The 26,547-nt window shown below is 62.3% G+C and carries 20 protein-coding genes, 1 tRNA gene and 1 pseudogene; 7 read left to right on the top strand and 15 right to left on the bottom strand.

Annotated elements, in window-relative coordinates:
* Position 1: 1 nt before the first annotated feature.
* The 9 genes from XH84_RS15185 to XH84_RS15230 all read right to left on the bottom strand — a co-directional run bounded on the left by XH84_RS15185 (position 2) and on the right by XH84_RS15230 (position 11,529).
* Positions 2 to 1,249 (bottom strand): class I SAM-dependent RNA methyltransferase, encoded by a 1,248-nt coding sequence (locus XH84_RS15185; protein WP_128916796.1) that lies wholly within the window; start codon positions 1,247 to 1,249, stop codon positions 2 to 4.
* A complete protein-coding gene (locus XH84_RS15190) occupies positions 1,242 to 1,976 on the bottom strand; it encodes a TlyA family RNA methyltransferase (RefSeq protein WP_164935906.1) in 735 nt (244 codons plus the stop codon). Before XH84_RS15190 ends, XH84_RS15185 begins: the two co-directional genes overlap by 8 nt.
* A gap of 39 nt (positions 1,977 to 2,015) precedes the next feature.
* Positions 2,016 to 2,570 (bottom strand): nucleoside 2-deoxyribosyltransferase, encoded by a 555-nt coding sequence (locus XH84_RS15195; RefSeq protein WP_128916798.1) that lies wholly within the window; start codon positions 2,568 to 2,570, stop codon positions 2,016 to 2,018.
* Between the two features lie 212 nt (positions 2,571 to 2,782).
* On the bottom strand, positions 2,783 to 4,711 hold the full coding sequence (dxs, locus tag XH84_RS15205; RefSeq protein ID WP_128916800.1) for a 1-deoxy-D-xylulose-5-phosphate synthase: 1,929 nt from the start codon (positions 4,709 to 4,711) through the stop codon (positions 2,783 to 2,785).
* A 596-nt stretch (positions 4,712 to 5,307) separates the two neighbouring features.
* On the bottom strand, positions 5,308 to 5,559 hold the full coding sequence (locus XH84_RS15210; RefSeq protein WP_008132970.1) for an exodeoxyribonuclease VII small subunit: 252 nt from the start codon (positions 5,557 to 5,559) through the stop codon (positions 5,308 to 5,310).
* A gap of 74 nt (positions 5,560 to 5,633) precedes the next feature.
* Positions 5,634 to 6,563: a histone deacetylase family protein gene (locus tag XH84_RS15215; RefSeq protein WP_128916801.1), complete on the bottom strand. Its 930-nt coding sequence runs from the start codon at positions 6,561 to 6,563 to the stop codon at positions 5,634 to 5,636.
* Between the two features lie 132 nt (positions 6,564 to 6,695).
* Entirely contained in the window at positions 6,696 to 8,351 is a 1,656-nt protein-coding gene (locus XH84_RS15220) for a bifunctional metallophosphatase/5'-nucleotidase (protein WP_128916802.1), read from the bottom strand.
* 279 nt (positions 8,352 to 8,630) lie between these two features.
* Positions 8,631 to 9,389 (bottom strand): enoyl-CoA hydratase-related protein, encoded by a 759-nt coding sequence (locus XH84_RS15225; protein WP_128916803.1) that lies wholly within the window; start codon positions 9,387 to 9,389, stop codon positions 8,631 to 8,633.
* 361 nt (positions 9,390 to 9,750) lie between these two features.
* Positions 9,751 to 11,529, bottom strand: a complete 1,779-nt coding sequence (locus tag XH84_RS15230; RefSeq protein WP_128916804.1) for an acyl-CoA dehydrogenase family protein — start codon at positions 11,527 to 11,529, stop codon at positions 9,751 to 9,753.
* 254 nt (positions 11,530 to 11,783) lie between these two features.
* On the opposite strand from XH84_RS15230, the gene XH84_RS15235 reads away from it, so the two are divergent.
* Positions 11,784 to 11,858, top strand: a tRNA-Gln gene (locus XH84_RS15235).
* Between the two features lie 7 nt (positions 11,859 to 11,865).
* Here the strand turns inward: XH84_RS15235 and XH84_RS15240 are convergent.
* Complete coding sequence (locus XH84_RS15240) at positions 11,866 to 13,101, bottom strand: beta-ketoacyl-[acyl-carrier-protein] synthase family protein (RefSeq protein WP_128948396.1); 1,236 nt, start codon at positions 13,099 to 13,101, stop codon at positions 11,866 to 11,868.
* Positions 13,102 to 13,692: 591 nt separating this feature from the next.
* Here XH84_RS15240 and XH84_RS15245 point away from each other — a divergent pair.
* The 3 genes from XH84_RS15245 to XH84_RS15260 all read left to right on the top strand — a co-directional run bounded on the left by XH84_RS15245 (position 13,693) and on the right by XH84_RS15260 (position 17,057).
* Positions 13,693 to 14,610 (top strand): DUF6088 family protein, encoded by a 918-nt coding sequence (locus tag XH84_RS15245; protein ID WP_245471731.1) that lies wholly within the window; start codon positions 13,693 to 13,695, stop codon positions 14,608 to 14,610.
* Entirely contained in the window at positions 14,607 to 15,668 is a 1,062-nt protein-coding gene (locus XH84_RS15250; RefSeq protein ID WP_128948397.1) for a nucleotidyl transferase AbiEii/AbiGii toxin family protein, read from the top strand. The genes XH84_RS15245 and XH84_RS15250 overlap by 4 nt, the downstream gene beginning before the upstream one ends.
* An 801-nt stretch (positions 15,669 to 16,469) precedes the next feature.
* Positions 16,470 to 17,057: a helix-turn-helix transcriptional regulator gene (locus XH84_RS15260; protein WP_128948398.1), complete on the top strand. Its 588-nt coding sequence runs from the start codon at positions 16,470 to 16,472 to the stop codon at positions 17,055 to 17,057.
* A gap of 414 nt (positions 17,058 to 17,471) precedes the next feature.
* On the opposite strand, the gene XH84_RS15265 is transcribed toward XH84_RS15260, so the two are convergent.
* The 5 genes and pseudogenes from XH84_RS15265 to XH84_RS41875 all read right to left on the bottom strand — a co-directional run.
* Positions 17,472 to 17,801: a PilZ domain-containing protein gene (locus XH84_RS15265; protein WP_347338879.1), complete on the bottom strand. Its 330-nt coding sequence runs from the start codon at positions 17,799 to 17,801 to the stop codon at positions 17,472 to 17,474.
* 12 nt (positions 17,802 to 17,813) lie between these two features.
* Complete coding sequence (locus XH84_RS15270) at positions 17,814 to 18,980, bottom strand: nucleotidyltransferase family protein (RefSeq protein WP_128948399.1); 1,167 nt, start codon at positions 18,978 to 18,980, stop codon at positions 17,814 to 17,816.
* 229 nt (positions 18,981 to 19,209) lie between these two features.
* Positions 19,210 to 19,788 (bottom strand): hypothetical protein, encoded by a 579-nt coding sequence (locus tag XH84_RS15275; protein ID WP_128948400.1) that lies wholly within the window; start codon positions 19,786 to 19,788, stop codon positions 19,210 to 19,212.
* 70 nt (positions 19,789 to 19,858) lie between these two features.
* Positions 19,859 to 20,047: a hypothetical protein gene (locus XH84_RS15280; protein ID WP_128948401.1), complete on the bottom strand. Its 189-nt coding sequence runs from the start codon at positions 20,045 to 20,047 to the stop codon at positions 19,859 to 19,861.
* Positions 20,048 to 20,498: 451 nt separating this feature from the next.
* Positions 20,499 to 20,825: pseudogene (locus XH84_RS41875) on the bottom strand (transposase); the annotation flags it as partial.
* A 133-nt stretch (positions 20,826 to 20,958) separates the two neighbouring features.
* Between XH84_RS41875 and XH84_RS15290 the strand changes: the two are divergent.
* Genes XH84_RS15290 through XH84_RS15300 form a run of 3 tightly spaced genes read left to right on the top strand, consistent with a single transcriptional unit; the run spans position 20,959 to position 26,547 of the window.
* Entirely contained in the window at positions 20,959 to 22,488 is a 1,530-nt protein-coding gene (locus tag XH84_RS15290; protein ID WP_245471732.1) for a Wadjet anti-phage system protein JetA family protein, read from the top strand.
* Positions 22,478 to 23,116, top strand: coding sequence for a DUF4194 domain-containing protein (locus tag XH84_RS15295; protein ID WP_128948403.1), 639 nt, complete (start codon positions 22,478 to 22,480; stop codon positions 23,114 to 23,116). Before XH84_RS15290 ends, XH84_RS15295 begins: the two co-directional genes overlap by 11 nt.
* On the top strand, positions 23,116 to 26,547 hold the full coding sequence (locus tag XH84_RS15300; protein WP_283811950.1) for an SbcC/MukB-like Walker B domain-containing protein: 3,432 nt from the start codon (positions 23,116 to 23,118) through the stop codon (positions 26,545 to 26,547). The genes XH84_RS15295 and XH84_RS15300 overlap by 1 nt, the downstream gene beginning before the upstream one ends.

Genomic DNA, 26,547 nt, shown 5'->3' on the forward strand with positions numbered 1-26,547 from the left:
GTTACCGGCTGAACCGCGCCACCAGCTCCACATGCGGCGTGTGGCGGAACTGATCGACCGGCACCACCGCCTCCAGCCGGTAGCCGCCGTCGATCAGCAGTCGCGCGTCGCGAGCGAAGGTCGCGACATTGCAGGACACCGCGACCACCACTGGCATTTTGCTTGCAGCGAGCTTCAGGGCCTGCGCCTGCGCGCCCTGGCGCGGCGGATCAAAGACCACGGCGTCGAAGTCGCGCAGCTCGGGAGGCACCAGGGGGCGGCGAAACAGGTCGCGCGATTCGCACTTGATCGGTTTCAGGCCTGGTGTGCGCGCTGCTTTCGCCAGTGCTGCGACGGCGCCGGCGTCGCTGTCGTACGCGGCGATGCGCGCCTTCTCGGCGAGCCGTAGCGCGAACGGGCCGACGCCGCAGAACAGATCAGCGACCTCCTTGGCCTTGCCGACGCGTTCGACAACGAGTGCGGCCAGCGTGTCTTCGCCCGCGACGGTTGCCTGCAGGAATGAGCCCGGCGGCAGCGTCACCTCGGCGCGGCCCATCTTCACAATTGGCGGCAAGCGTTGCAGCACCAGCTCGCCATGCCGCGTCAGCCGTGCCAGGCGATGCTGCTCGGCGACGCGCGACAGCGCAGTGACCAGCGGCGTCGGCAGCGGCCCGGAGCCGCGCACGTCGATATCGAGGCCGTTGGCGGTGGCGGTAACCTGGATGTCGAGCGGCTTGGTCACCGGCATCTTCGACGTCAGCGGTTCGGCGATCGCCCAGGCTGCATCGAGCGCGCCGTCGAGCGCGGGATCGAGGATCGGGCAGCGATCAATGGGAATGACGTCGTGCGAGCTCGTCGCGGAGAAACCGACCTTGAGGATGTCGTGCGTGCCGAACCGGCCGTGCAGGGTGATGCGCCGGCGGCCGGCGCCGTGGGCGTCGACCAGCGGCGCCACCTCACAATCGATGCCGGCCTGTGCCAGCGTCTCCACCACGATGCCGCGCTTCCAGGCGTGATAGGGCTCTGCCGCCCAGTGCTGGATCGCGCAGCCGCCGCAGACGCCGAAATGCGGGCAGAACGGTTCGATGCGTTCCGGGCTTGCGACCTCCACCGCGAGCAGCTTGCGGCGGTCGGGATGATGCCCCACGACGTGGTCGACCTCGACGGTCTCGCCGCCGAGCGTGTAGGGCACGTAGATCGCATCGCCCGCGGTGAGGCAAACGCCGTCGCCGCGATGACCGACATGATCGATGGTCAGACGCTCAACCACGGCGCGCGCCCAGGAAGAATTCGATATTGCCGTCACCGCCCGCGATCGAGGAGGGAAAGACCTCGATATCGGTGCAGCCGAGCGACGCGGCAAAGGCCGCGATGTCGTCGCAGATCTCCTGGTGCACGGCGGCGTCGCGGACGATGCCCTTCTTGTTGTGCTTCCTGTCAGCCTCGAATTGCGGCTTGATCAGCGCCAGCAGGCTCATCGGCGCGGCGGCGAGGGACAGTGCCACCGGCAGCACCGTCTTGAGCGAGATGAAGCTGACGTCGATGACGACGACATCGGGCCGCGCCGGCAGCCGCTTGCCGTCGTAGCTGCGGATGTCGGTCTCCTCCATCGACACGATCTTGGGATGATCGCGCAGCGAGGGATGCAGCTGGCTGGTGCCGACGTCGATGGCGAACACCAGGCTCGCGCCGTTGGCCAGCAGCACCTCGGTGAAGCCGCCCGTGGACGCGCCGACGTCGAGGCAGACATGATCCTCGATCTCGATTCTGTAGCGTTCCAGTGCGCCGGCGAGCTTGACGCCGCCGCGCGAGACGTAGGGGTGCGCCGGTTCGGCCTGGATCACGGCGTTCTCGGCAATCGTCTCCGACGGTTTTGAAACCTGCTTGTCGTCGGCCGTGACGAGGCCGGCCTCGATCGCCGCGCGCGCCCGCGCCCGGCTCTCGAACAGGCCGCGCTCGACCAGCAATACATCTGCGCGCTTGCGGGCAGGGGACATCACGCTCTCATGGTCCGCTTCTTGGGACGGTTGATGGGCTTATGTAGCCATCAATCGCGCGGCCGCCATCCGGACGCAAGCCTCGAACGCGGCCAGATCGTGCCAGACGTCGATCGGCATCACGGCCGGCGTCACCAGGGGGCAGCCATGCAGCTCCAGCGCATGGATCATCATGAGATTGTCGACGAGGCCGAAATCCTCGACGATCAGCCCCTGCGCGTCGACCAGCCGCCCGTCCTCGGACGTCACGTCCATGAAGCGGCCCACGCGGTCGGCATAGGTGGCGCCGTCGTTGGAATAGGCGAGACAGAACTTGCGGCGCCCGGCCATGTAGCCCAGCTCGTAGACGGTGCCGGGATCGGCGCCGGCGCCGCGGAACGGGGTGAGGTTGGCGATGATGGCATCGGCCTCGTCCATCATCGCCTCGTTGCCGCAGAAGATCTGCCGTGCGGCATCAGGCGCGGTGAGATCGATGGCGTTGTCGAGGGGATAGAGGCCGGTGAGGCCATGAGCCGCGCAAATCGCGACCTTCCGTCGGCCGATCTCGATCGCATCCGGCAGGAACACGTCGGGACCTGCCAGATAGATTTTCATGCGTCAGTACCGGAAAATCTGGGTCGAGGAGCAAGCCGGAGGGTGCCCGGTCTGCTCCCTCCCCCGCTTGCGGGGGAGGGGTGGGGAGAGGGTGTCTCAGCTAGCGAGACCCCCAAAGAAGAGAAAACCCTCACTCGGATCGCACTGGACGATGCTTCGCATCGCCAGGAGCGATCCGACCTCTCCCGCAAGCCGGAGAGGTGAACTCACTATCAGGCCAACTTGACCGTCTCGGCCTTCACGTCCTTGCCGAGCGCTTCGAACACCTTGGCGACGATGCCCTTGGCGTCGAGACCGGCACGGCCGTACATCGCGGCGGGCGTGTCGTGGTCCTGGAACACGTCGGGCAGCACCATCGAGCGGAACTTGACCATGCCGCTGTCGAGCACGCCCTGGTCGGTCAGGAATTGCGCGACATGCGAGCCGAAGCCGCCGACCGAGCCTTCCTCGATCGTGATCAGGATCTCGTGGTCACGGGCGAGCTTGAGCACCAGTTCGGTGTCGAGCGGCTTCATGAAGCGCGCATCGGCGATCGTGGTGGAAAGGCCGTGGGCGGCGAGCTCGTCGGCGGCCTTCTCGCATTCGGCGAGGCGCGTGCCGAAGGAGAGCAGGGCGATCTTGCTGCCCTGGCGGATCATGCGGCCCTTGCCGATCTCGAGCGGAATGCCGACCTCGGGCATCTCGACGCCGCGGCCTTCGCCGCGCGGATAGCGCAGCGAGCTCGGACGGTCGTCGATCGCGACCTGGGTCGCTACCATGTGGACTAGCTCGGCCTCATCGGCCGCCGCCATGATCACCATGTTCGGCAGACAGCCGAGATAGGCGTTGTCGAACGAGCCGGCATGCGTGGCGCCGTCGGCGCCGACGAGGCCGGCGCGGTCGATCGCGAAGCGGACGGGCAGGCTCTGGATCGCGACGTCATGCACGATCTGGTCGTAGCCGCGCTGCAGGAAGGTCGAGTAGATCGCGCAGAACGGCTTGTAGCCTTCGGTCGCAAGACCTGCTGCGAAGGTCACCGCGTGCTGCTCGGCGATGCCGACGTCGAAGGTGCGGTCGGGGAAGGCCTTGTTGAAGATGTCGACGCCGGTGCCCGACGGCATCGCCGCGGTGATGGCGACGATCTTGTCGTCCTTCTCGGCTTCCTTGACCAGGCTCTGGCCGAACACGTTCTGATAGGCCGGCGCGTTCGGCTTGGCCTTGGCCTGGGTGCCGGTGGCAACATCGAACTTGACGACGGCGTGGTACTTGTCGGCGGAGGCTTCCGCCGGGCCGTAGCCCTTGCCCTTCTGGGTCACGACGTGGACCAGGATCGGGCCGGTCTCCATGTCGCGGACGTTCTTCAGCACGGGCAGCAGATGGTCGAGATTGTGGCCGTCGATCGGGCCGACATAGTAGAAGCCGAGCTCCTCGAACAGCGTGCCGCCGTCCATCATGAAGCCGCGGGAATATTCCTCGACGCGGTTGGCGCGGTTGGCGATGATCTTGGGCAGGCGCTTGTTGATCTGCTTGGCCGCATCGCGCAGCGTGCGATAGGTCTTGCCGGAATAGAGGCGCGACAGATAGGCGCTCATTGCGCCGACCGGCGGCGCAATCGACATGTCGTTGTCGTTGAGAATGACGATCAGGCGCGAGTTCATCGCACCCGCATTGTTCATGGCCTCATAGGCCATGCCGGCCGACATTGCGCCGTCGCCGATCACGGCGATGACGTTGTTCTTGCCGCCGGAGAGGTCGCGCGCCACCGCCATGCCGAGGCCGGCGGAGATCGAGGTGGAGGAATGTGCGGCGCCGAACGGATCGTAATCGCTCTCGCTGCGCTTGGTGAAGCCGGACAGGCCGCCGCCGGTGCGCAGCGTGCGGATGCGGTCGCGCCGGCCGGTGAGAATCTTGTGCGGATAGGCCTGGTGGCCGACGTCCCAGATCAGCCGGTCGCGCGGCGTGTCGAAGACGTAATGGATCGCGGTGGTGAGCTCGACCACGCCGAGGCCCGCGCCGAAGTGACCGCCGGTCACCGAGACGGCATCGATGGTCTCCTGCCGCAGCTCGTCGGCGACCTGGCGAACCTGCTCGATCTTGAGCTTGCGCAGGTCGTCCGGCGTCCGGATGGTGTCGAGAAGCGGCGTTTTACTGTATGCGTTCACGGCGATTTCCAATTTGTCAGCCCCGGAAGGTCATTCCGGGGCGCGATGGGTTTGCACAATATCGGCGCAGCGCGAGTCCTAACCGTCGGAGCCACCTGCATGGGGCAAAGCCCCGTCTTCAAGCTTAGGTAAGCTTAAGTGCGCTCCGGTTCAGTCTCTGTGATCCCTGTCACTTAGATCGGCTTCGTCCGTCCCAAGCCAATTTCATTAGCAGTTTGAAGCGCTTGTCGTCGGTATTCAGTGCCCACGCAAGGCTTGCAAAAAGCCACACTCGGCGCAGCTTTACACCAAAGCTGGGGCCAAAGCCAACCCGCTGGACCGATTAGGGGTATGCAGATGCAACCGGCGGGCCAGAGTGGTTAACCGTGGCGCAGGACGTCTGGTTCCAGGCTTGCCTGGTGCTTGGTCAGGCTTTTTTGTGCAATTGGGGCCTCCCGGTGCCGATTCGGAGCCGGCCAATTCCCGATCCACAGCAATGGAACCGCGGCCCGTCGCAGAAGCGGCGCCGTGCGATCCTGAAAGCAATGGCAGACGCCGCGCTCCTAGCGAAGACGTTCCATGGGAGTGCGGTCAGAGACGGAGCGGGGGACCTCGGCCTACTGGACGTCGAGCGGAGCCGTGCCGGTGGCCTGGCCGCTGGCATCAGTGGTGATCTTGTCGACGCGCGCCTCGGCCTGGCGCAGCAACTCCTCGCAGCGGCGCTTCAGCGCCTCGCCGCGCTCGTAGATCGTCACGGATTCCTCGAGCGGCACCTTGCCATCCTCGAGCCGCTTCACGATCGTTTCGAGTTCCTCGATCGCGCGCTCGAAGGTGAGCCTGGAGACGTCGACTTGGGTGTTTTCGGCCATATCCGTTTCCGATTGCCCGATTCGCTTAGCCCACAATGAAGGCGGGTTTTGCGGGCTTTATGTGGCGAGTGCTTTCAAGCGCCCATCAGGGCGCCGACATGCGCCGTAACAGATTCTTTCAGTCCTTGCAGGTCATAGCCGCCCTCGAGCACCGAGACAACACGCCCTCCGGCGGTCTTGTCGGCGAGATCCACCAGCTTGCGCGTCACCCACGCATAGTCCTCCGCGCGCAAATTCAGCGAGGCCAGCGGATCGCGGTAATGCGCGTCGAAGCCGGCGGAGATGACGAGCAGCTCGGGGCTGAATTTTTCGAGCTGCGGCAGGATCAAATTCTCGAAGGCGGAGCGGAATTCCGGCCCGCCGTCCTCGGAGGCGAGCGGCGCGTTGACGATGGTGTCGTGATCGCCGCGCTCGCTCTTGGCGCCGGTGCCCGGAAACAGCGGCATCTGGTGCGTCGAGCAGTACATCACGGTCGGGTCCGACCAGAAGATGTCCTGGGTGCCGTTGCCGTGATGCACGTCGAAATCGACGATGGCAGCGCGTTTGATGCCGTATTTGCGCTGCGCATGGCGCGCGGCGATGGCGACATTGTCGAAGAAGCAGAAGCCCATCGGCTTGCCGATCTCGGCGTGATGTCCGGGCGGGCGCACCGCGACGAAGGCGTTGCGGTGCTCGCCCGCCATCACCGCTTCGGTCGCCGCGACCGCGCCGCCGACGCCGCGCATCACAGCTTCCCACGTGCCTGGCGACATCGACGTGTCGCCGTCGACATAGACCTGCCCACTGGTCGGCGCGATGTGGCGCAGTTCGGTGACGTAATGCTCGTTGTGACAGAGCGTGACGAGATCGAGATCGCCTTCCGGCGCCTGGTCGCGCGCCAGGAACTGGAAGCGCTCATGCGACAGCGCTTCCTCCACCGCACGCAGGCGATCGGGCCTTTCCGGGTGTCCCGGTGGGGTGACATGGTCGAGGCAGGCCTTGTGGGAAAGGAGAAGCGTGCTCATCAGGTCGGCCTCACAAGAAACGGGCTTTCGTCGTCGCTTGGCGCATCCGGCGCCAAAACGCAATGCAAAACCAATCTATGCCCTTGGGCGGCAATGGCAAAGGGGCGTGCGGGCCTGGTCGTTTGATCCCGATCAATTCACCCGCAGGATGCGGCTGGGCGGTAGCGGACCAATCGGTCCGTGGGCCCGGAAGAACGCGAACAGCGCGTCCGCGTCGTAACCGCCATATTGCGGCGAGGTGCCCTGTTTGGCGACGGAAAAACCGTCGCCACCGACGGCAAGGTAGTCGTTGAGGGTGACGCGGTAGCCGCTCCCAGGCTCGATCGGCCTGCCGCCCAGCGTCATCTTCTCGGGGATCACGCGCTCGCCGAATGGCTTCGACGCATCCCAGGCATAGCTGAATCCGTTCGAGACCTGGAGGATCCGCGGCCGCTTCGGGTCCAGCCATTGCTGCTCGAGCATGTCCTTGAGTTGGCTGCCCGTCAGCGTCATCGTAACGAGGCGGTTGCGGAACGGCTGGCTGGCGAAGACGTCGCCGAAGGAAATCGCGCCGTTCTCCTTCGGCACGATGTCGGTGCGGATGCCGCCGGGATTGGTGAGCGCGATGACAGCGCTGCCATCCTTGGCGTCTTTGGTCGCGGCGAGCTGCGCATCCGCGATGACGTCGCCGAGCGCGCTCTCGCCGGCCTCGTTCGGTACGCGCGACAGCGTCTGGGTCACCGATCCGGCAGGCCGGTTGGCGATCGGCGCCGAGAGCCTGTCATAGGCCTCGATCAGCGCGGTCTGCTCCGGGTCTCTCGCCAGCGAGGCATTGGCGACAAGTACGTTCTCGCCCCTTGCGCTGACGATGTCACGCGTTGCAGGATCGAGCTTCAGGTCGATTGCGGTGACCAACGTGCCGTATTTGTCACCGCTGGTGACGAGCCGCCCGTCGATGTCGCAGACATAGGCGCGGTGAGTATGACCGCTGACGACGACGTCGACGGCGCGGTCGAATTTCTTGACGATATCGACGATCGGCCCGGTGATCGCAGGGCATTCATTGTAGTCGCCGGCGGGCTCGCCGCCCTGGTGGATCAGCACCACGATCGCCTCGACGCCGCGCGCCTTCAGCTGCGGCACCAGCGCGTTCACCGTCTCGGCTTCGTCGCGGAATTCGAGCCCCTTGATGCCGGATGGCGAGACGATGCCTGCGGTCTCCTTCAAGGTCAGCCCGATGAAGGCGACCGGGATGCCGTCGAATTCCCTGATCTCGTAAGGCGGCAGCACGCTTCTACCGGTCGCGGTCTCGATGGTGGAGGCCGCGAGATAGCGGAATTTGGCGCCGGTGAAGGGATGCGGGCCCTGGCAGCCGTCGACCGGATGGCAGCCGCCATTCTGCATCCTGAGCAGCTCGGCCTTGCCCTCGTCGAATTCGTGATTGCCGACCGAGGTGATCGCAAGCCCCATCGTCGAGAGCGATTCGATCGAGGGCTCGTCGTGAAACATCGCCGACAGGAACGGGCTCGCGCCGATCAGGTCGCCGGCGGCGACGAAGATCGTGTTCTTGTGCCCTTCGCGTAGCTGCTTGACCAGCGTCGCCATGTACTCGGCACCGCCGGCCGCCACCATCACTTTTTTGCTTTTGTCCTCGGGATCTCCGATGCGGATGCCACCCGGCGGCGGCCGCAGATTGCCGTGGAAATCGTTGATCGCGAGCACGCGCAACTCGACGGGGGCTACGGTCTGGGCCGCGGCGGGGAGGGCGAAGGTGAGGGAGAGTGCGGCAAGGATGGATCGGTATCGCATGGAACCAAGATTAATCGTTCCGCGCGAAGTTTTCACGAAGCATTGTCGTGAACGCGCCGCGGCCGGATGAGGTTTCTGTGCCCGACCACGGTCTCGTACGGTGGGCAAAGCGACTTGTCCGCCGAAGCTCAAAGAGCGAAGGCGGAAGCGTGCCCACGTCTTTCGCCATCATCGGCAGAGGGTGGGCACGGCGCAAGTGCGCCTTTGCCCGCCCTACGATTCCGGACTCGCGGAGAAAGCTTTGATGCGTCTCCCGCACGGTGAGACGCAAAGTGCATTCTACCGCTTCTTCCTGTTCGCGAACGCGTTGAATGCCGCCACCGCCTCGTTCGACTTGAGCCGCTCGCCGAACAGATGGCCTTCCTGATCGATGCGGCGGGTGAGTTCTTCGGCCGGGGCGCGCAGCAGCTTGCGGGAGGTCGCGATCGCCTCGGCCGGCAGCCGGCAGATCTCGCGCGCCACCTTGCGCGCCTCGACCTCGGTATGTCCCGGCGACACCACGGTGTTGACGAAGCCGGCGGCATGCGCCTCGGCGGCGGAGAAAGTCCGCCCCATCACCAGCATGGCAAAGGCGCGCTGATATCCCATCGTGTTCGGCATCAAGAGGCTGGCTGCGCCGACCGGCACCAGCCCGAGATGAATATAGGGCGCGGAGAAGGTAGCAGCGTTCGAGGCCAGCACGTAGTCGCAGTGGAACAGCATCACCGTGCCCATGCCGATCGAGGCGCCGTCCACCGCCGCGATGATCGGCTTGACGTTGAGGGCGAGCGAATAGAGGAACTTGGCACCTTCGGACAGCATTTCGGGGCGTGAGGCGTCGGCGTGGAGAAAATCGTCGATGTCGTCGCCGGCGGTGAACACGCCGGAGCCGCCGGTGATGATCATGCAGCGGATATCGGAATTGTTCTGCGCGGTGTCGATCGCGCGGCTCATCTCCCGGTACATGTCCTGGGTGATCGCGTTCTTCTTGCCCGGGCGGCGCAGGGTGATCACGCGTGTTCCGCGCTCTTCGGTGACGATGATATTGCCATTCGGCATGACAGTCCCCTGCACTCGCCGCGATGCTCGCCGCGTCGCGAGTCCTCGCCAAGCATCAGCCTACATCATCTCGCAGGCGTGCCAATGCGCTGGGTCAAGCTTTTCGGCGCCGTTCCCGCATGGCACCATCGCGCATCGCGACAATTGGCGACAAAAGTAAAGAAAACCGGTGGTTGCCGGGGGATTACCTCTCGTGCCCCGGACGCAGCGCGGCGCTCCCCCGGCGCTGCGAAGCATCGTCCGGTTCAGCGCTGTGCTGCAGAGCCGGGGCCCATATCACCGCGATAGGCTCTTTTGGCCTGGGTCCCGGCTCTGCGCAGCGACGCTAAGCGTTGCAGCGCGTCCGGACACGTGGAGCAGCCTACCCCAACAGCACCGCATCCGCCGCTGCGACCGATTCCGCGCTCTCCGTCACGGTGCGCTCCAGCGCGCCGGCCTGCACGGTGATGTTCTCGGCGAAGAAGCGCGCGAGGGAGACGTAGCGCGCGGCGTCCGTGTTGCCGTCGGCTTTGGCGGCGAGCGCCTCGGCGGCGAGCAGGCAGCCGCCGAGCGTGGCGCCGAACTGCTGCAGATAGGGCGTCGCGCCGGCCAGCGCCTCGTTCGGTGCGGAGGTCACGCGCTCCAGCAGCCATTTGCTGCTGCGCGTCAGCGCCTCCAGCGCCTCGCGCAGCTTCGCCCCGGTGGTGCCGAAGGCGGGGTCGTTGGACGCCTCGACCTGCTTGACGGTTGCCGACAGCTCGTCGAGCAGCGCCCACACCGAGGCGCCGCCATTGGCCGCGAGCTTGCGCGTGACGAGGTCGATGGCCTGGATGCCGTTGGTGCCCTCGTAGATCGCGGTGATGCGGGCGTCGCGGTAGTGTTGCGCCGCGCCGGTCTCCTCGATGAAGCCCATGCCGCCATGGATCTGCACGCCGAGATAGGCGACTTCGTTGCCGATGTCGGTGGAATAGGCCTTGGCCATCGGCGTCAGCAACGCCGCGCGCGCGGCGGCATCGGCTCGCACCTTCGGGTCCTTGGCGCGTGTCGAGACGTCGATCGCGACCGCGGTCGCATAGCAGATGGTGCGCGCGGCGGCGGTCTGCGCCCGCATCCGCATCAGCATGCGCTTGACGTCGGGATGGACGAAGATGGCGTCCGAGCCGTCGCCCTTCTTGCCGACCGCGCGGCCCTGCTTGCGCTCCTGGGCATACGACAAAGCCTGCTGGTAGGCGCGATCGGCAACGCCGACGCCCTCGAGGCCGACGCCGAGGCGGGCCTGGTTCATCATCGTGAACATGCAGCGCATGCCCTGGTTCTCTTCGCCGATCAAAAAGCCGATCGCGCCGCCATGATCGCCCATAGTCATGGTGCAGGTCGGGGAGGCATGCATGCCGAGCTTGTGCTCGACGCCGCTCGCAAAGATGTCGTTGCGTGCACCAAGCGAGCCGTCGTCATTGACCATGAACTTGGGCACGAGGAACAGCGAGATGCCCTTGGTGCCGGCGGGCGCATCGGGCAGGCGGGCCAGCACGAAATGCACGATGTTGTCGGTCATATCGTGCTCGCCATAGGTGATGAAGATCTTCGTCCCCTTGATGCGATAGGTGCCGTCGGCCTGCTTCTCGGCGCGGGTGCGCAGCGCGCCGACGTCGGAGCCGGCCTGTGGCTCGGTGAGTTGCATCGTGCCAGTCCATTCGCCGGAGACGAGTTTTTCGAGATAGATCTTCTTCAGCTCGTCGCTGCCATGCGCGTCCAGCGCCTCGATCGCCGAGGCCGTCAGCAGCGGGCAGAGGCCGAAGGCGACATTGGCGGCGCTCCAGATCTCGGTGCAGGCGGCGTTGATCGCGATCGGCAGGCCCTGGCCGCCGAAATCCTCGGGGCCGGATACCGCATTCCAGCCGCCCTCGGTCCAGTGCTTGTAGGCGTCCGGCCAGCCCGGCGCGGTCGTGACCTTGCCGTCGTCGAGCTTGATGCCGTGCTGGTCGCCGACCTTGTTGAGCGGCGCCAGCACGTCGGATGCGAACTTGCCGGCTTCCTCCAGCACGGCCGCGACGATGTCCAGGTCGAAATCGCCGTAATGACCGGCCTCCACGGCAGCCTTGAGGCCGGCGCCATGGTTGAGCGACAGCAACATGTCATTGATCGGCGCGCGGTAGGTCATGGCTCACTCCCGAGGACAAATATTGGCGCCGTATTCTCATGAAACGGGGGCGGTCTCAATGGCCGTAAGGCCGGGCGGGCGCCCGCCCGGATCCCTCCGGGTTTCTCTATAAGAGTGAGACGCGGCGGATCGCCGGGGCCGTGTGGTATTTTGACCCTCCAGGCGGTTGAAATGCCGCGCCCATCCCTATAGACCGGCTGCGACCGAAGGGAATCTGCGGGTGCCAGTTCTTCCGTCATTCCTCGGTCGCCTGATGGGGCGTAGCCAAGCGGTAAGGCAGCGGATTTTGATTCCGCCATTCGGAGGTTCGATCCCTCCCGCCCCAGCCAATTGATATCACTCAACAATCGCGCTTTGTTCAGGGGGCTCATTCTGAACGCTGTTTTGCTGGTCATTCTGATTGTCTGTCGCTATTTCGTTCGCCAGCCTGTGCGCGTGCCGTTTGCGGGTTGCCGCCAGAACGCGTTTCTCGGTGCGCTTGGCGTAGCCGATGTAGCTCTGCTGCGTCCGGTGCGCTGATAGTGCGCGCCCCTGTCCGTCGGTTAGCTCTGCCTCTTCCAATTCGGTCATGCCGCCGTGCCGGCAGGCATCGAAAGTGAAGTGTGCCGGCAGCCCAAGCTTCACACGCATGCGCTGCACCTTGTGCTGCATCGTGCTGAAGGCGAACGGCTTAGCCTTGCCCGTTTCAACCTCGTAGAGGATCATAGGTGTGCCGAGGCGCTTCAAGTGCGAGAGCACCTCCTCGGCTTCCTCGTAGAACTTCACATTACCATCCTCGAGCGGATGATCGACGATCTCGCCGGTCTTGTGGTGCTCGATGCGGATGGTCGGGTTGGCCCCGGTGCGATAGCCGCTCCACTTGATGTGGCCAGCGATGACGTTCTCAGGACGCTGCAGCCACTCGAAGCAGATCACGGCAACGGCAGCCGCCTCGACCTCGCGGTGTTCGATACATCCATGCGCAAAAGCGTAGACCTCGTCTCGCGTCACGGCCGGCTTTTTCTTTTTTACACGGGTCTTCATGGTCACGCCGACCCAGGGGTTCGGAACGTCCTTCGGAAATTCGTCTGGGAATAGGCGACGGACGACACGCCACGCCTTGCGACAGAGCACGACCAGCTTTTCACCGGTCCGCAAGCGCTCTCCCTCCTCACGCTTGATAAACTTGTCGTATAGCTTGTCGGCGGCGCGGGGAGTGATCGTCTTCACAAGCCGATCGCCGATGCGATCCCCCTTGTTCGTCAGCGTGTTACACACCTGATCCATTGCCCATTCATAGTCATCGCGCGAGCGCACTGCGACCTTGTCGAGATAGGCCCTGCTGATCTTGTATTCGCGGAATAGCCAATCAACCGTGCCGTGCTTCGGCATGTTGGACGCGCTGATCGGGAGTCCTTTCCGCTGTGTATCCCACTCATCGAATTGGCCGTTCAAGACGCCAGCCCGCTTCGACATCAAGACGAAGTCTTTACCGAGCGGCTCGTTCTCGACCGGGCACTTCAACTTTCGGTATTTTGTTGGCACATTGTAGTAGTAGGCCGTCTCGCCGCCCGCGAGCGTTTTGGGGATCACGTGGCGCGGTAATTGCTCGGCTACAAATCCTCGGCGAGATCGCTTGGGACTATGTTTTGCGCTATCGCTGCGTCCAGATCGTCTATCAACCATAGCCGTCTACGCCCTTCTGCCACACGAGGCAGAGGATACTCCTTCCCGACTCGTTTGAGGAAGGCGTCTACCGTCGCCTCACCGCAATAACCTGCTGCCATTGCGGCGGACATACGGCGTGGCCACGAGCCCGCCGGAATGACTGACGAACGATTTTTGCGTGTCAAACCAACTGAACCTCTTGCGTCCTATCTCAGCGAGGGAGTTGCCCTGTGCACTTCGATGGTGTCCTGTCGGGTCCTTCAACAAAAACCGATTCGTGACACTCTCGATCAACGTGTTCACGCAAAATGCGCGTGTCGCATTGGCTTCCGTTCTAGAGAAAAGCTCCAGTCGCCTGATAGGCGGAAACACCAGAGGTGAAAAATCTACCGGTTGGAAGTTCATTTTTGGCTGAGACGGCATTTGGCGCCCTTGGCGCGGGAAAGGATTGTTGAGCCAAAAAAGCGAATGGGGAGGGAACCGGCGGTTCCAGGGGAGACTGTCCGAAATTTGTATATGAATTTCGGACCCTCGGCTTGCTCTTTGTCCGAAAAAGAGCTACAAATTTCGGACATGAGCAGCGACTCTGATGTGAAAGCAGCCATGCTCGAGCGCATCCGTGCGGATGCGCCGCGCAAGGTCTGGACGCCCAGCGATTTCGTCGATCTTGCCTCGCGGGACGCTGTCGACAAGACGTTGCAGCGGCTGACAAACGCCAAGATCCTCAGGCGGATCGATCGCGGGCTCTATGATCACCCTGGCTTCAACAAGCTCACCCAAAAGCCTACCCCGCCAGATCCGCGCTCGGTCATCGAGGCCGTCGGGCGCCGCGACCAGACCCGGATGCTTGTCGACGGTATGACCGCTGCGAACGATCTGGGCCTGACTGACGCGGTACCCGCGAAAATTGTGGTGCACACCGACGCCCGTCGTCGCGCGATCAAGCTCGGTAACGTGACGATCACCTTCCGCCCCACCGCGGCCAGCAAGCTGTTCTGGGCGGGGCGACCGGCGATGCGCATCGTCCAGGCGCTTTACTGGCTGCGCGATCTCCTGGCCCGTGAAGGCGAGAGCGATCAAGTCAAGCGTAGGCTCGCACGGCTTTTCGAAGATCCGACGGCGGGACCGCTCCTCACAGCCGATCTCGCTGCCGGTATGACAGCGCTTCCGACATGGATGTGGGTGTTTCTCAAGCCGCTCGTCGAAGGAGGTACCGGTGCTCGTCTTCGCCACGTCGATAACAATCGTGCTGCCGCCGATGATGCCGATGATGATGCTGATCATGTGAGCGCCAACCATGATCGTCGTCGACAACGAAGGGACGGTGATGATGATCAGCATCGCACTGCCGCCGCCCGTCCCAAGCGGAAATCGCTCTCCACCAGAAAGACACGAACCGTCAAGCGCAATGCAACCCGGAAGACGAAGACATGAATCCGGCTTTCGATGAGGTTCTCGAGGCCGGCTCGGACGCAATGTTGAGCGCCTTCGATACGACGGCACAACGTCTGGGCACAGCATCGCAGAATATCGAGAAGGACTTCTGGGTCTGCTGGACGCTTGATGTCCTTTTCAATGGCCTGAAAGAAGGAGGTCCCCGGCTCCTTTTCAAAGGTGGAACGGCATTGTCCAAGGGGGTCGGTCTGATCAACCGTTTCTCGGAAGATATCGACGTCACGGTATTTCGGGACGACATCGGTCAGCCAGCGACCATCGAGGAACTCGATGCGCTCGGCAAAAAGAAACGTCGTGCGCGCCTCGATTCGATCAAACACGCCTGCCAAGCCTATATCAATGGCCCACTGCGCGCTGAGTTGACGCAAATCCTGCAGGGCCGGCTCCAGGCGGCCGGCCGCGATGCCGGCGCGGCACGGGTGGATGCCGACGACGCGGATCCTGATGGGCAGACGCTGCTGATCTGGTATCCCGCGGCGACGCCGCGATTGGACTATGTGAGGGCGGCGATCAAGATCGAGTCCGGCGCGAAATCGGCCCTTGACCCAAACAGCGAAGTGCCGATCAAACCCTATGTCGACGATGATCTGCCGGCTCTCGATCTGACTGTGCCGGCTGTGCGCACAGTCGATCCCGAACGTACCTTCTGGGACAAGGTCGTTATTCTTCACGGCCTGCGGCGCTGGTTCGATACGCGCGGCGAGTTGCGCGGCGGCGGACAGCGGGTATCGCGTCACTACTACGATCTGCACCAGCTCGCCGCAGCACCTGTCGGGGCCGCTGCCGTTGCCGATACGGCACTCGGTGCGGACTGTGTCGCGCACGCCCGGATGTTCTTCAATAGGCCGGACTTCGAACTTGAGAGCGCCGCGCATGGCTCGTTTGCGCTCGTTCCGCACGATGAGATGATCGATAAGTTACGCGTCGACTACAGGGCGATGCAAGGCATGATCTTCGGCGATCCGCCGCCCTTCGAGGCCGTGCTCGACAGCATCAAGTTGCTCGAGAACCGCCTAAACGATAATGGCGCGGAGTGAAGTAGGGCAGGGCGATAAGCCATCAAGAACGCGATCAGTCCGTTGCCGATCTTGAAAAGGTTATCCTCAAACAGGGCTGCTCGATTTCCAAGGTCTGCTGAAAGACAAGCGTTTGCAAAGAAGTTCTCACGGCAGTGGGCGGAGAGGTCCCCGAAAGCCTCTTGACCATCCCTACTAACCTCCGCCGCGCGGTCAGCTGACCACGCTTTCTATCAGCCCCTAGCAAATCAGGGCTGAGGACTAAAAGGGCGGCAACGGCACGTTCTTCCGGACCGGAGCTGTCGGTCGCTCGATCGAGAGCTCTGTGGAGGGCGGAAGCGCCCCGATGTGCAATTGAGAAGCGCGCTCGTCGAGCTCTGCGCTCGTGCAACGTTGGTTGAGCCGCAGAAAATCGGCCCAGGTCGCTGTGCGGAATGCTTCAGCCTACCGAGAAGGGTCTAGAAGGTTGCGTAAGAGGGGCCACTGACGTGCGCCGATCCGACTTTGAGCGCGCCGGCGCTCGGATCGCTGACTTTGTACGGCGAGAAAAAGCGTGCCTGCTTCCTGCGCGACCGCGGCCCCAACGGCGTCGTGATCGTACGATCCGTACCGTCTTTCGATATCTATCTGGATGAGAGAGTATTCCGCGACTTCCCAAATGGGACTATCACTAGCGCTGCGTTTCACTAAAAGTTGACGCAATATGCCGACATTGGTGTCGCTTTCAGCCATGTGAAGCTTGGAGGAGGCGAGCACCAACTGATTTGTTGGATCTCAAATGCTCGATGCTCGCCAGGAAGCGTCCCTATCTACCAGTCGGCGATGACTCTCAAGGAGTACTCGAGCGTCCTCATTGCGCTCGACTTGATAAACCACCCCGCAATTTTGCTTGATCGAGACGGCGCAGTGTTGGCTGTGAGCGGCAAGGCCTCAAAGGTCTTTGACAGTGAGTTTTCCGTGCGTGGGCGGCGGCTCTATGTGGCAGACGGTCAATCGCGAACGAAGCTGGAAGCGCTGCTGGATCGCGCTCGGCTGGTCTCCGACAAGCAAGTGCCCTCAGTTTCACATCTCGCAGTCAATCGTGCCAGTCGTCGACCGATCGTGGTGGAAGCCATCCTGCGAAGTTCTGGATCGAGCAGCCTTCCTTGTGACGTGAGCCTTGTTCTTCTCCTGACGGACTTGGATGAAATGCCTGTCATTTCACGGGCGTCTCTCATGGAAGTCTTCGGCTTGACCCCGGTTCAAGCGCAACTGGCATCGTTGTTGGCAAAGGGAAAATCGGTGGAGGAAATCGCCCGCGAGATGAACATCTCTCCAGGAACTGCCAGAAACCACCTCAAGGCTGTATTTCTTCGCACCGCGACCAGGCGCCAGGGCGAGTTGGTCTCGCTGCTATCTCGGTTGCGATAAATACCTCAGATTCTGGCCACAACATAAAGCACACATATGCTGACCTACGGATAATGTCCGAGCGGAGCCGATGGCGGTTCCGACCTATGCCGACCAATTTATCAATTTCTTGCGCCGGGCGTCTCGTCTGTCCAGGGGGCCATGAACAAGCCGATTGATGGGGAGGAGCGTTCGCCTCCGGAGGACGACGAGTGGCACGATTGGCGTGATGGCTAACCGTGCGCGGGCCAGCGCCCGTCAGCTCACGCCGAACTTCGACACCGAGGCACTGACGCTCATTGTACTATTCAGCACAGCCGGCCTGTGTCGGTCGCTCGCCCTAGCTCTCTACTGGCCGGAAGTTACTGCCGGTTATCTAGGGCTGATCCCTCAGGGCGGCACCCGTGGTTGGAAGGCACACGGAAGAACGCGCTTTTATGGGGGGTGAGAATCAATGAACATGACGCCGATCCGTCTCTCTTTTCGCCAGACTATGCGGCAAGGCCGGCGAAGATGTTCAGCCTGAATAACTAACGCGAAAGTGTTCGGGAACCAGAGAGGACTGGCAATCTCGAAAGCAGCGCCGGTTTCGGAAAGGTTGCGGATCACGCAAGGCACGCTGCTACCTGAGAATTCGATAGTACCCGATTTGAGAACTCGACGCCTGAAGGAAATTCGATGCTCGTCCATGTGGGCATGCCGACGTGTCAGCAGCAGCACCGGCACGCCCGTCGCCGATGATGCGCGAAAGAGCCTCATCGACATGTCGAATTGGCATCACGGCCTTGGCGACGCCGTCGGTTTCGCAATTGAAACGCGCGCCAGAAGACCTTCCTTGCCTCCCGTAAGCCCGTACTCCTCTGCCGGCTTGCCGTCGAGTTTGGCCGCTTCGGCTACGCCCTTCGCGAGCATGTCGAAAGTATCGTCCGAAAGACGCAGGGCACCAACCCCAAGCCGTCGTCGCCATCTGGCTCCGCGTTCCCACGCTTCCATCCACGCAAAGCCTAGGTCGCTACTACGTTTGACGGCGTTGAATGCTTGAATGAGCGCGCCAGCCTGGTTGATGTCCTTTTTGGCCTTATCCGCAAAGAACACATTCCGTTTGGTTGCGATGATCAGTTTGTGGACGGCGTAGCGCTCCGGGGCCGGTACAAGGACCGGCACGCCGGCGTCGTGCAAGACCACAGCGCGGATGGGCTCATGGATCAGGTAGTCTAGGAACCGCAAAACCTGCGCCCCTACAGACGGCCCCAATGAAGGCATCTGCGTCAGTCTGGAGGAGTAGTCCTCGTCGCCACGGTTTGGTGTAAGGAATTCGACCTTGAAGCCGGTGGCATTGACAAAACCGCTGAACAGCTTGGTTTCATCAGGAGAGAATGAGGGCGCAAATGTCGGATCCACCTTTTTCAGGATCTCTTCGAGGTCGGGCATGCTTTCATCGATCGAGATCGAGATGCCGTAGAATTTCGCGATGTCCAAATCCTCGGTCGTCACGAGCTCGTCGGGCAGCTTGACGCCGAGTACGCCGCTGTATGTCTGATAGGCCATCGAACCGACGAGCGTGGCGCGAAGCCGGAAAAGTCCCGCGCGCGCGAGTTCGTTGACGACGAGACCTTCCATGTGGGGAGGGGCAGGGTAGCCGGCCCGCCTCAACTTCGCTGCCAGCTCGCGTCGCGCGCGATAGCCAATCTTGGTGCGCTGGAAAGCTTCCGCGCGTTTGGCAATCTCGGGATCATCGGCCGGACCGACATATTTGAGGGTCGTCTTCGTCGGTCCGTCGCCACCGGAGGGCTCGTAGGCCTTGTAGTAATAGTATTCGCGGTTGGCTCGCTTCTGTTTGAGAAAGGTCCCGTTTTCCGGGAAGTTCTCGTCGAAATCCGCGTCCGTCGCCTTTTGAACCAGGTCGGAGAACATGACTTGGTCGATGTTGGAAAACTGCTTCATAGGTGTTTGTTACCATTTTGGCGAAGTGGTAACAATGACTTTGTATCCATCCTGCCAAAATGGTAGCAAAGCCTTTGTATCCCTTTCGTCATAATGGTAACAATAATGAATTCAAGGGCTTGAGCCGATTGTTCCGCTTCCAGGGTCCGAAATCTACCGTTGGAGCCTCGACAGGGATCGAGCTGCCAAGCTATGGTGCTGTCCTAATTAGGACACCCGCGAGGGCAGATTAGGACACTGAATCCCGAATATAGAGGGACTTCAGAATCAGGAACATCGCCATCGGATCGCGCCGTTCGGACAACAGCCATACCATGATGTCATGCTCCAAATCCGAAGTCAGGCGGAATTCGAATTTTTGGCATTTATCGTCGCGTGAGATCTCAAAGGAATTGATTACGGCGACTACAAACTGGAAGGCAAAAAAGGTTCCGCGCCCCGCGTTGATGTCCAGCCGCGTTTCTCGCATGGCGTCCGAGGAGCCCGCAAATTCACCCTCATCATGTCCGCCGGTAGGGTCATATTCTTCCAGTTCCTGCACCCATTCGACGGATGCCAGGCTAACCAATAGGATCGACATGATCTTGAGGTGAGAAAGACCATTAGAGTCTTTCATCACGTAGTTACTTTCCCAGAGCTGACACTCCGCGCACCAACCTGCATGGGCTATTTTCAGCTTAGGGAAATCAACGTGCGGGTAGTATCCGCACCCCTTGGAGAGGAAATAGACATAATGCAAAAAGTCGTCCTTGAAAGCATCGTAGCTTCCAAGCCAATTCCCCAAACAATTTTCATCTAAATTAAGCATGACGATAATTCGCCTTTTCGACGAGTCGTCATGCCTACACGTCAGCGTTGCGCAATGCTAGTGCGGGAACCTACTTTTCCTCACATCGCAGCGCGGTAATGCGCTCACTGATCAGCACGCGAGTAGGCTGCGTGGAGACAGGCGCAAGCTTCCCGCCCGGAATGTGCGGGCGGCCATTGGTAAACAATAATTTAAAGCGCTCAGTATCCCGAGGCACCGCACGGGAAACAGAGCTATCAATATGCATTTTCTCGGCCATTTTGGCCTCTCCGACGCGTGACCCTTGACAGAGTCCGGATTGATCCTCGTTCCTTCCGCTCAACAAACGCTTAAGACTTCCAAACAAATTACCACGGAAGGCGTTCCTCCCCTGCGGTTTTTTCTCGATTCTTTGGCTGTCAAGCCTTGACAAAAAATATTCCCCGTGACCGTGACAGGAAAATCGGCGTTGCAGGTTGCCGTTCTTCCCATCAGAGCCACGCTAAGTCAAGGTCGGAAGCCCTTGTGGAATCGCGTCTTTTAGGCCCTCTGACGCGCTTCATCTTCGCTAACTGTGCGTAAACATGGGAAGATTTAGGAACTGAACAAGAATCCAATAAATAAAATTTCCCACACCTTTAGATAGTGGATTCTAGGCTTCTGTTGCAGGTTTCACACAATATCTAGTGGTTCCGAATCGCTCCGAAAAATATTTTCAATGATTCGTGATTCTACCGCTTCCCACCCGTAATTACACGGAATTTGCGCGTTACCCGAACCGGCCGGTTCGGCTCCAGCGGGAGCACCGCATCAATTAGGTCCCCAATCGTCCAGACCCGATCAGCGACACCAAGTGCGACGGCTGGCGTGGTCCGCAGCGCCTCATGAACGCGGCAGAGGTTGTAGTGGGACACGTAAAGGCTGACCGCCGCCGCGTGATTAGTGAGCTTCTTTGAGAAACCGTTGGTGAGGCGGGCGAACCGACGCTGCGTCATCCGCAGGGGTCAAGTTCTGGCGCGCTCAACGTGGCTGGTCGAGATATGGGCCGGGATGCCGCTCTATATTAGAACATACTAGGAACAGACCTTCCGGTTGTATTTTCAAGACCCACTCTCAATAACAATGTTGTCCGGCACATCATGCGTTTAGTGTCGCCAACTCAGGATAAAGTCGGGCCCAGGAGCCGCGTCATTGACCTTGTTTCGCCATTTGCATGACGACGCGTTTTTGGCCTTTTCGCGCGATCACAAGCACCTGTACGCGGCCTGTCTGCTCGACCTCCATGAACGCTTCTTTTCAGGCGCGCCGTCGTTTCCGACCCCGCAGCAGGTGGTCCATGCCATGTACGACGTCATGCGCGCCAACCCCGCCCTCTGGAATGAGGGCGATGATTTCGGCAGCCTGCCGGAAATGATCTCCGCGGGCCGCCGCCGCATCCGGAAGGCCGACGTCGCGCTCGCTTCCGAGAAGGGCGACAAGGCGCTCGGTCTTGCCCGACAACTGTACGCCCGGCTGCTCGCCTGGGGATGGCTTGAAGAGGAGGAATACGGGCTTCGCGTCACTGTGGACATGGCTATGGGACCGCTGCTCGTCATCCAGCGGCTCGCGAGCCTCAACAAGGATCTCTCGCAGCGATTCGGCGGCTTGATCGTGCAAATCCGCCTCAACCTAGAGGCCGTCGAAAAACTGAGGCCCGAGATCACCGACCGCAAACAGCGCGAAGCCGCGCTCGCCGTCCGCGAGGCGCGCAATCAGGCCGACCGGTTCACTAAGAGCCTGCGGGCCATTCTGGCCGACCTGAAGCGCGTCCGACGGACCGTCATGGAGTCGAAAACAGTCGCTACCCGGCTGGAAGCCTTTTTCGAGGAGTTCGTCGAACAGCTTCTGCTGAAGGATTTCGAGTCCATCCTCACCGTCAACCATCCGTACCGCTTCCGCGACGCCATCGTCGATCTCGCGCGGAGGATCTCCTACACCCCGGAGACCATGCAGGTCCTTGCCGAGGAGTACACAGCTTCCAGCATGGCAGCCGACATCGAGGACGGTCGAATGGCCGCGGCCGACGACCTGCTGGCCATCGAAAGCATCTTCGATCAGATCGGGGAGATGTTTGATAGGATCGAGGCCTTCCGCAGGCAGCTCGAAGCCAGGGTCCGCAACACCATTAAGTACGCCGAGCGGGGCGGCCAGGGACTCGTCGGCCGGGCCAGCGACCTGGTGCGGCGGCTGGATGCCCTATTGCGGGACGGCAGACACCACAACGCGACAATCGAATGGAGCATCGAGCCGCTGCGGTCGCCCTGGTCGGAGCACCATCAGGCGCCGGCCAGGCAGCCGCGCCGTCCCGTCGAAGCAAGGGAGCTCGCCGAGCCGCCGTCGGACCCGCTGTACGAACTGCGCAAGAAGCTCCGCCTCGAGTACATCGCGCGCATCGCGCCCCGCCCGGAGGATGTCAGACGATTCCTCGAGGGCCAGGTGCCTCCCTTCGCGACCAGGGAAGCCCGCTTCATGGAAATCGATACCGTGGACGACTTTCTCGCCTTCGATTGCGCCCGCCGATATGCGCTGACGGGCGAGATTCCGGTGCAGGTCGCGGCCGGGTTCGAACTCGAACCGTGCCCCGACACGCCACCACACGACAGCGAATGGCTCCGTTGCGCAAACTTCCTGGTCAAGCGATCGGGCGCACTCCGGAAGGCGAGGGTGGCTCATGCTCAGTGAATTCGAAAACGTCGAGCGCTCCCTCGGCGCGGAAAAGGCAGCCGACCTCCGCAAAGCGCTGCACTTCCTGCTACGGCGGCAGTTCGTGTTCGCGGGAGACCCCCGGACCGGGACAGTCTACAACACGATCATGGACGGCCGCTTCCGCGACGTGGTCGATGGTTTCTTCGATAGTTGCGGATACCGCGTCCATCGCGATCCGGAGGCGCAGTGGGCCGGCATCGTCGCCATAGACGAGGACGTGCCGCTGCCCCGGATGAAGCTCGACGAAACCATCGTCATGCTGGTGCTGGCGGCATACTGGCAGCAGGAGGTGAACGTCGGAGCAGTCGAGGACCGGGCTGTCGTTGTCGCCACCTTGAACGACCTGTTCGACCGGTACCGCGAGATGGCGCAACACGGCGGCGGAGGCGCGATCTCACCCGCCCGCTTCCGAGACATCCTGCGCGAGGCCGCCCAACGCAGTTTGGTCGAGATCGGTGATTTTGACGACGAGCAGCAGGACTGCGAGATCAGGATCCGTCCGATGATTAAGCTGATCAGTGGCGGCGATGCCCTCCAACGGCTTGAGCGCTACGTCCGTAGCGAGGAGGCGCGGTTTCCGCAGCCCGCAGGAGACGAGGCATGATGGAGCTACGCCACCTGACGATGGTGAACTGGCACCTGTTCGACGTCGCCGACATCGACGTGACAGGACACGTCGGGGTCCTGGGCGAGAACCGGTCCGGCAAATCCACAATCCTCGACATGGCGCAGGTCGTTCTCACCGGCGCGAGCCGGCGGTTCTTGCGCCTGAACGCGGTCGCCGGCGACAGCGGAAAATCGCGCAGCGGCTCGAAGCGGAGCGTCGTCGATTACTGCCTTGGGACGCTCGGCGAAGACCAGCGCCGGCGCGACGAGGCGCGCACCTACATCGCGCTAGGTTTCGAAGACACGGAAGGCGCCCGGCCACCGGTCACGATCGGCATGGCGCTTGAGGCGCGCAAGTCCGACAGCAGGGAGACCGTGCTGGCACTGTTCGTCGCCGTCGGGACCGTTCTGAGCTCCAAGGACTTCATCGAACAGCGAGGAAAGTCGCAATTCCCGGCGCCGTGGGAGGACGTGCGCGCCCGGATCGTCGCGGCGGTCGGCGAAGGGAACTTCGTCAATCATCGCGACCGGGCGAGCGACTACGTCCGAGAGTACATGCGCCATCTTCTGCCGCATTCGCCCTATGGCGAGCAGAACGCCAGCGCCCTGCAGAAATCAATCGTCAACGCGATGACGCTCGACCACAACCAGACGGCGACGCAGTTCGTGCGGAACTACATCCTCGAGGACAGTCCGATCGGCATCAAGGAGCTGCGCGAGTCGATCCAGACATACCGCAACATCAGCGAAACCATCCGAAAGATGCGCCTCAGGCTCGAAGCCCTGAGGGCGCTTCGGGTCGTCCTCGGCAAGCTTGAAGAGGCGCTCGAGACCAAGTTCAGGGAAGAGTGGATCGCAAAACGCGCGACTTGGCTCGCGGCGCGCGCGACAAACCTGGACTTCAAGACCAAGCGGCGTACCGAGATGGCGCGCCGGGACGCGGCAGCAAAAGAACTCGAATTCATCGACGGCGATGTCAAGGCCATCGATAACGAGATCGAACGTCTCACGGCCGCGATCGCCGAGCACGATGCCAAGACCGGCAGAAAGTCCCTGCAGCAGACCGCCGATGTGGCCGGGCAGGCGGCGCACCGCGCCTCGGCGGACTTCAACGCTCGCATGGAGAACATCCGTCGCCTGGAGCCGCTACGCGCAATGTGCGCGGACGGTTTCGAGGACTTCGTTCCTGCTCTTGAGCGTCTTGTGACCGCCACCGCCGGGGCCGACATCGGGGGCGTCTCCAACGAGGTCACCGCGGCCGAGAAGTCCTTCGCGGCAAGGGGCGCCAAATGGCTGCCGAAGATCGACGAAGCGCGTCAGACGATCATCGCGGAGCTTTCCGGGCTCCGAGGCCGGCGCGACGAGGTGCTCGAACGCATTCGACAGCACGCGGCGGGAGGGGCGCGCGCCTATCTTGGCGACGACACTGAACTTCTCTGCCGCAGGCTGCGGCAGAGGGGAATGGTCCCGCGCGTGCTCTGCGACATCGTCGAAGTCGCCGAACCCGAGTGGGTGGGAGCCGCCGAGGCGCTCCTCGGCCGCGACCGGGAAGCTGTGTTCGTGGACAGAGCGGATATCAGCGCCGCCACGTCAATCTTCAAGGAAGGTCGCCGCGAGTTTCGCCACGCATCGCTCGTGAGCCTAAACAAGCTCGAGCAGTTCAGGGCCAAGCCGGAGCGCGGCACTTTCCCCTCGATCTTCCGGAGCCAGGATCCGGATGCGATGGCCTTCATCATGCGCCGCTACGGCACGGTCCGCCTCGCGGACACGCTCGACCAGTTCAACAGGCCCGGCCGGGCTATCATGAAGGACGGCCTCTACGATGACGGACTCGTAAGGACCCATCGCTGGATCGAAGCCTCGCAGCACAAGATTGGAAAGGCGGCCCAGGCGAACGCCCTGCGCTCCCTGCAGGATCAGGCCGACGAACTGGATCGGCTCCAAACGGAAAAGAGCAAGCAGGCCCAGGCGGCAGAGCAGGCCTTCGCCGCTCTGAAGAATATCTGCGAGGGACGTGACGATCTGAAGGCTTGCGCCGCTGCCTTCGCAGCCGCGCAGACCGAGATCGCCGAAGCCCAGGCGAGGCTCGAAGCGCTCGACGGCGCGGGCGACGGCGGGCTTCGCGACAAGAAACGAGCGCAGCAGACGCTAAAGGTCAAGAGGCTCGACGAACGAAAGATCCAGCAGAAGGCGTTCGGCGAGCATGACGGTGAGGTCAGGTCGGCGGAGAGGAGGCTCGGAGAGGGCGAAAACGTGCCCGGCTCCGAGCTCAACCTGCGGGTCGCCCGCTCGATCTATCGCAGGACCTTCCCGCTATACTCCGCCGCGAAGGGCAGGATCGTGTACCGCGAGCGCCTCGATGCTGCAGCCCAGAAGGGCTTCGCGGAGAAACACCGCGCTATCGCCGACAGAGCGCTCAAAGATGCCGACGCTTCGGACGCCGAACGTCTCCGGATCGAGCGACGGGTCCGCGAACTCCTTTACGATTACTTCGACCAGTTCGGGATGAGCTCGCAAGTCGGCGCGGAGAGCGAGCCGCTGCGGGAGGTGAAGCCATGGATGGAACAGCTCATCTCGGATATCGAATCCAATGAGCTGCGCCAGTACGAACGGCAGGCGCGGGATGCGGCGGAAAAGGCGTCCACCCTGCTGCGCGGCGAGTTCATCAATGCGCTCACGGCCCGCATCGGAAAGATGGAGCGGGAGCTGCAATCGTTGAACCGTAGCCTCTACGCACATCCGTTCCATAACGAGCGATATTCATTCCATCGCACCCAGATGGTGGAATTCCAGCCCATCCTGAAGATCATCGAGATCTCCAAAACCTCTCCGGAGGCGCTCGATATGCTGTTCCGGGGCGACGTGCCCGACGACTTCCCGCACAAGGATACGATCGTCGCACTCGAGGCGCTGCTCGAGGACCCCGACAAGGATTTCACGCAGTTCGAGGACTACCGCAACTTCTACACCTTCGAGATCCACATGGAGGATGTTGCCACCGGCCGCTCGACCCGCTGGGAGCAGCGGCGCGGCACCGGGTCTGGCGCTGAACAACAGGTGCCTATCTACGTTGCCATCGGCGCTTCGCTGGCCGCCGTCTACGGCAGCGCGGAGCGTCGTGCCGGCAAGCCCGCCGGTTTCGCGCTCGCCATGTTCGATGAGGCCTTCTCCAAGATGGACGGCAAGAACCAGCGGCAGATGATGAGCTTTTACAAAAACCTCGGCCTGCAGTTCGTGATTGCTGCGCCATTCGAGAAGCGGGTCGCCGTGCTCGAGCACATGGACACCATCGTGGAGGTGGACCGGATCGGCGAGCAGTCCAGGGCTACCGTGGTGGAACTGAAAGAGAAGGCCAAGCGCGAGCTGATGGCCATCGATCCGGACCTGATGTCCGAAGATGAGCTCGCCACCCGTCTGGCCGCCGAGTAG

Origin of the sequence: Bradyrhizobium nanningense (genome assembly GCF_004114535.1) — a bacterium.
Classification (GTDB): domain Bacteria; phylum Pseudomonadota; class Alphaproteobacteria; order Rhizobiales; family Xanthobacteraceae; genus Bradyrhizobium; species Bradyrhizobium nanningense.

Excerpts from the sequence above, each read along its gene's own strand:
- XH84_RS15250 (WP_128948397.1), top strand. The coding sequence starts at position 14,607 with ATGAATCCGGCTTTCGATGAGGTTCTCGAGGCCGGCTCGGACGCAATG.
- XH84_RS15260 (WP_128948398.1), top strand. The coding sequence starts at position 16,470 with ATGACTCTCAAGGAGTACTCGAGCGTCCTCATTGCGCTCGACTTGATA.
- XH84_RS15265 (WP_347338879.1), bottom strand. The coding sequence starts at position 17,801 with ATGTCGATGAGGCTCTTTCGCGCATCATCGGCGACGGGCGTGCCGGTG.
- XH84_RS15275 (WP_128948400.1), bottom strand. The coding sequence starts at position 19,788 with ATGCTTAATTTAGATGAAAATTGTTTGGGGAATTGGCTTGGAAGCTAC.
- XH84_RS15280 (WP_128948401.1), bottom strand. The coding sequence starts at position 20,047 with ATGGCCGAGAAAATGCATATTGATAGCTCTGTTTCCCGTGCGGTGCCT.
- XH84_RS15230 (WP_128916804.1), bottom strand. The coding sequence starts at position 11,529 with ATGACCTACCGCGCGCCGATCAATGACATGTTGCTGTCGCTCAACCAT.
- XH84_RS15220 (WP_128916802.1), bottom strand. The coding sequence starts at position 8,351 with ATGCGATACCGATCCATCCTTGCCGCACTCTCCCTCACCTTCGCCCTC.
- XH84_RS15245 (WP_245471731.1), top strand. The coding sequence starts at position 13,693 with ATGAATTTCGGACCCTCGGCTTGCTCTTTGTCCGAAAAAGAGCTACAA.
- XH84_RS15215 (WP_128916801.1), bottom strand. The coding sequence starts at position 6,563 with ATGAGCACGCTTCTCCTTTCCCACAAGGCCTGCCTCGACCATGTCACC.
- XH84_RS15270 (WP_128948399.1), bottom strand. The coding sequence starts at position 18,980 with ATGAAGCAGTTTTCCAACATCGACCAAGTCATGTTCTCCGACCTGGTT.
- XH84_RS15300 (WP_283811950.1), top strand. The coding sequence starts at position 23,116 with ATGGAGCTACGCCACCTGACGATGGTGAACTGGCACCTGTTCGACGTC.
- XH84_RS15210 (WP_008132970.1), bottom strand. The coding sequence starts at position 5,559 with ATGGCCGAAAACACCCAAGTCGACGTCTCCAGGCTCACCTTCGAGCGC.
- XH84_RS15225 (WP_128916803.1), bottom strand. The coding sequence starts at position 9,389 with ATGCCGAATGGCAATATCATCGTCACCGAAGAGCGCGGAACACGCGTG.
- XH84_RS15195 (WP_128916798.1), bottom strand. The coding sequence starts at position 2,570 with ATGAAAATCTATCTGGCAGGTCCCGACGTGTTCCTGCCGGATGCGATC.
- XH84_RS15190 (WP_164935906.1), bottom strand. The coding sequence starts at position 1,976 with ATGTCCCCTGCCCGCAAGCGCGCAGATGTATTGCTGGTCGAGCGCGGC.
- XH84_RS15295 (WP_128948403.1), top strand. The coding sequence starts at position 22,478 with ATGCTCAGTGAATTCGAAAACGTCGAGCGCTCCCTCGGCGCGGAAAAG.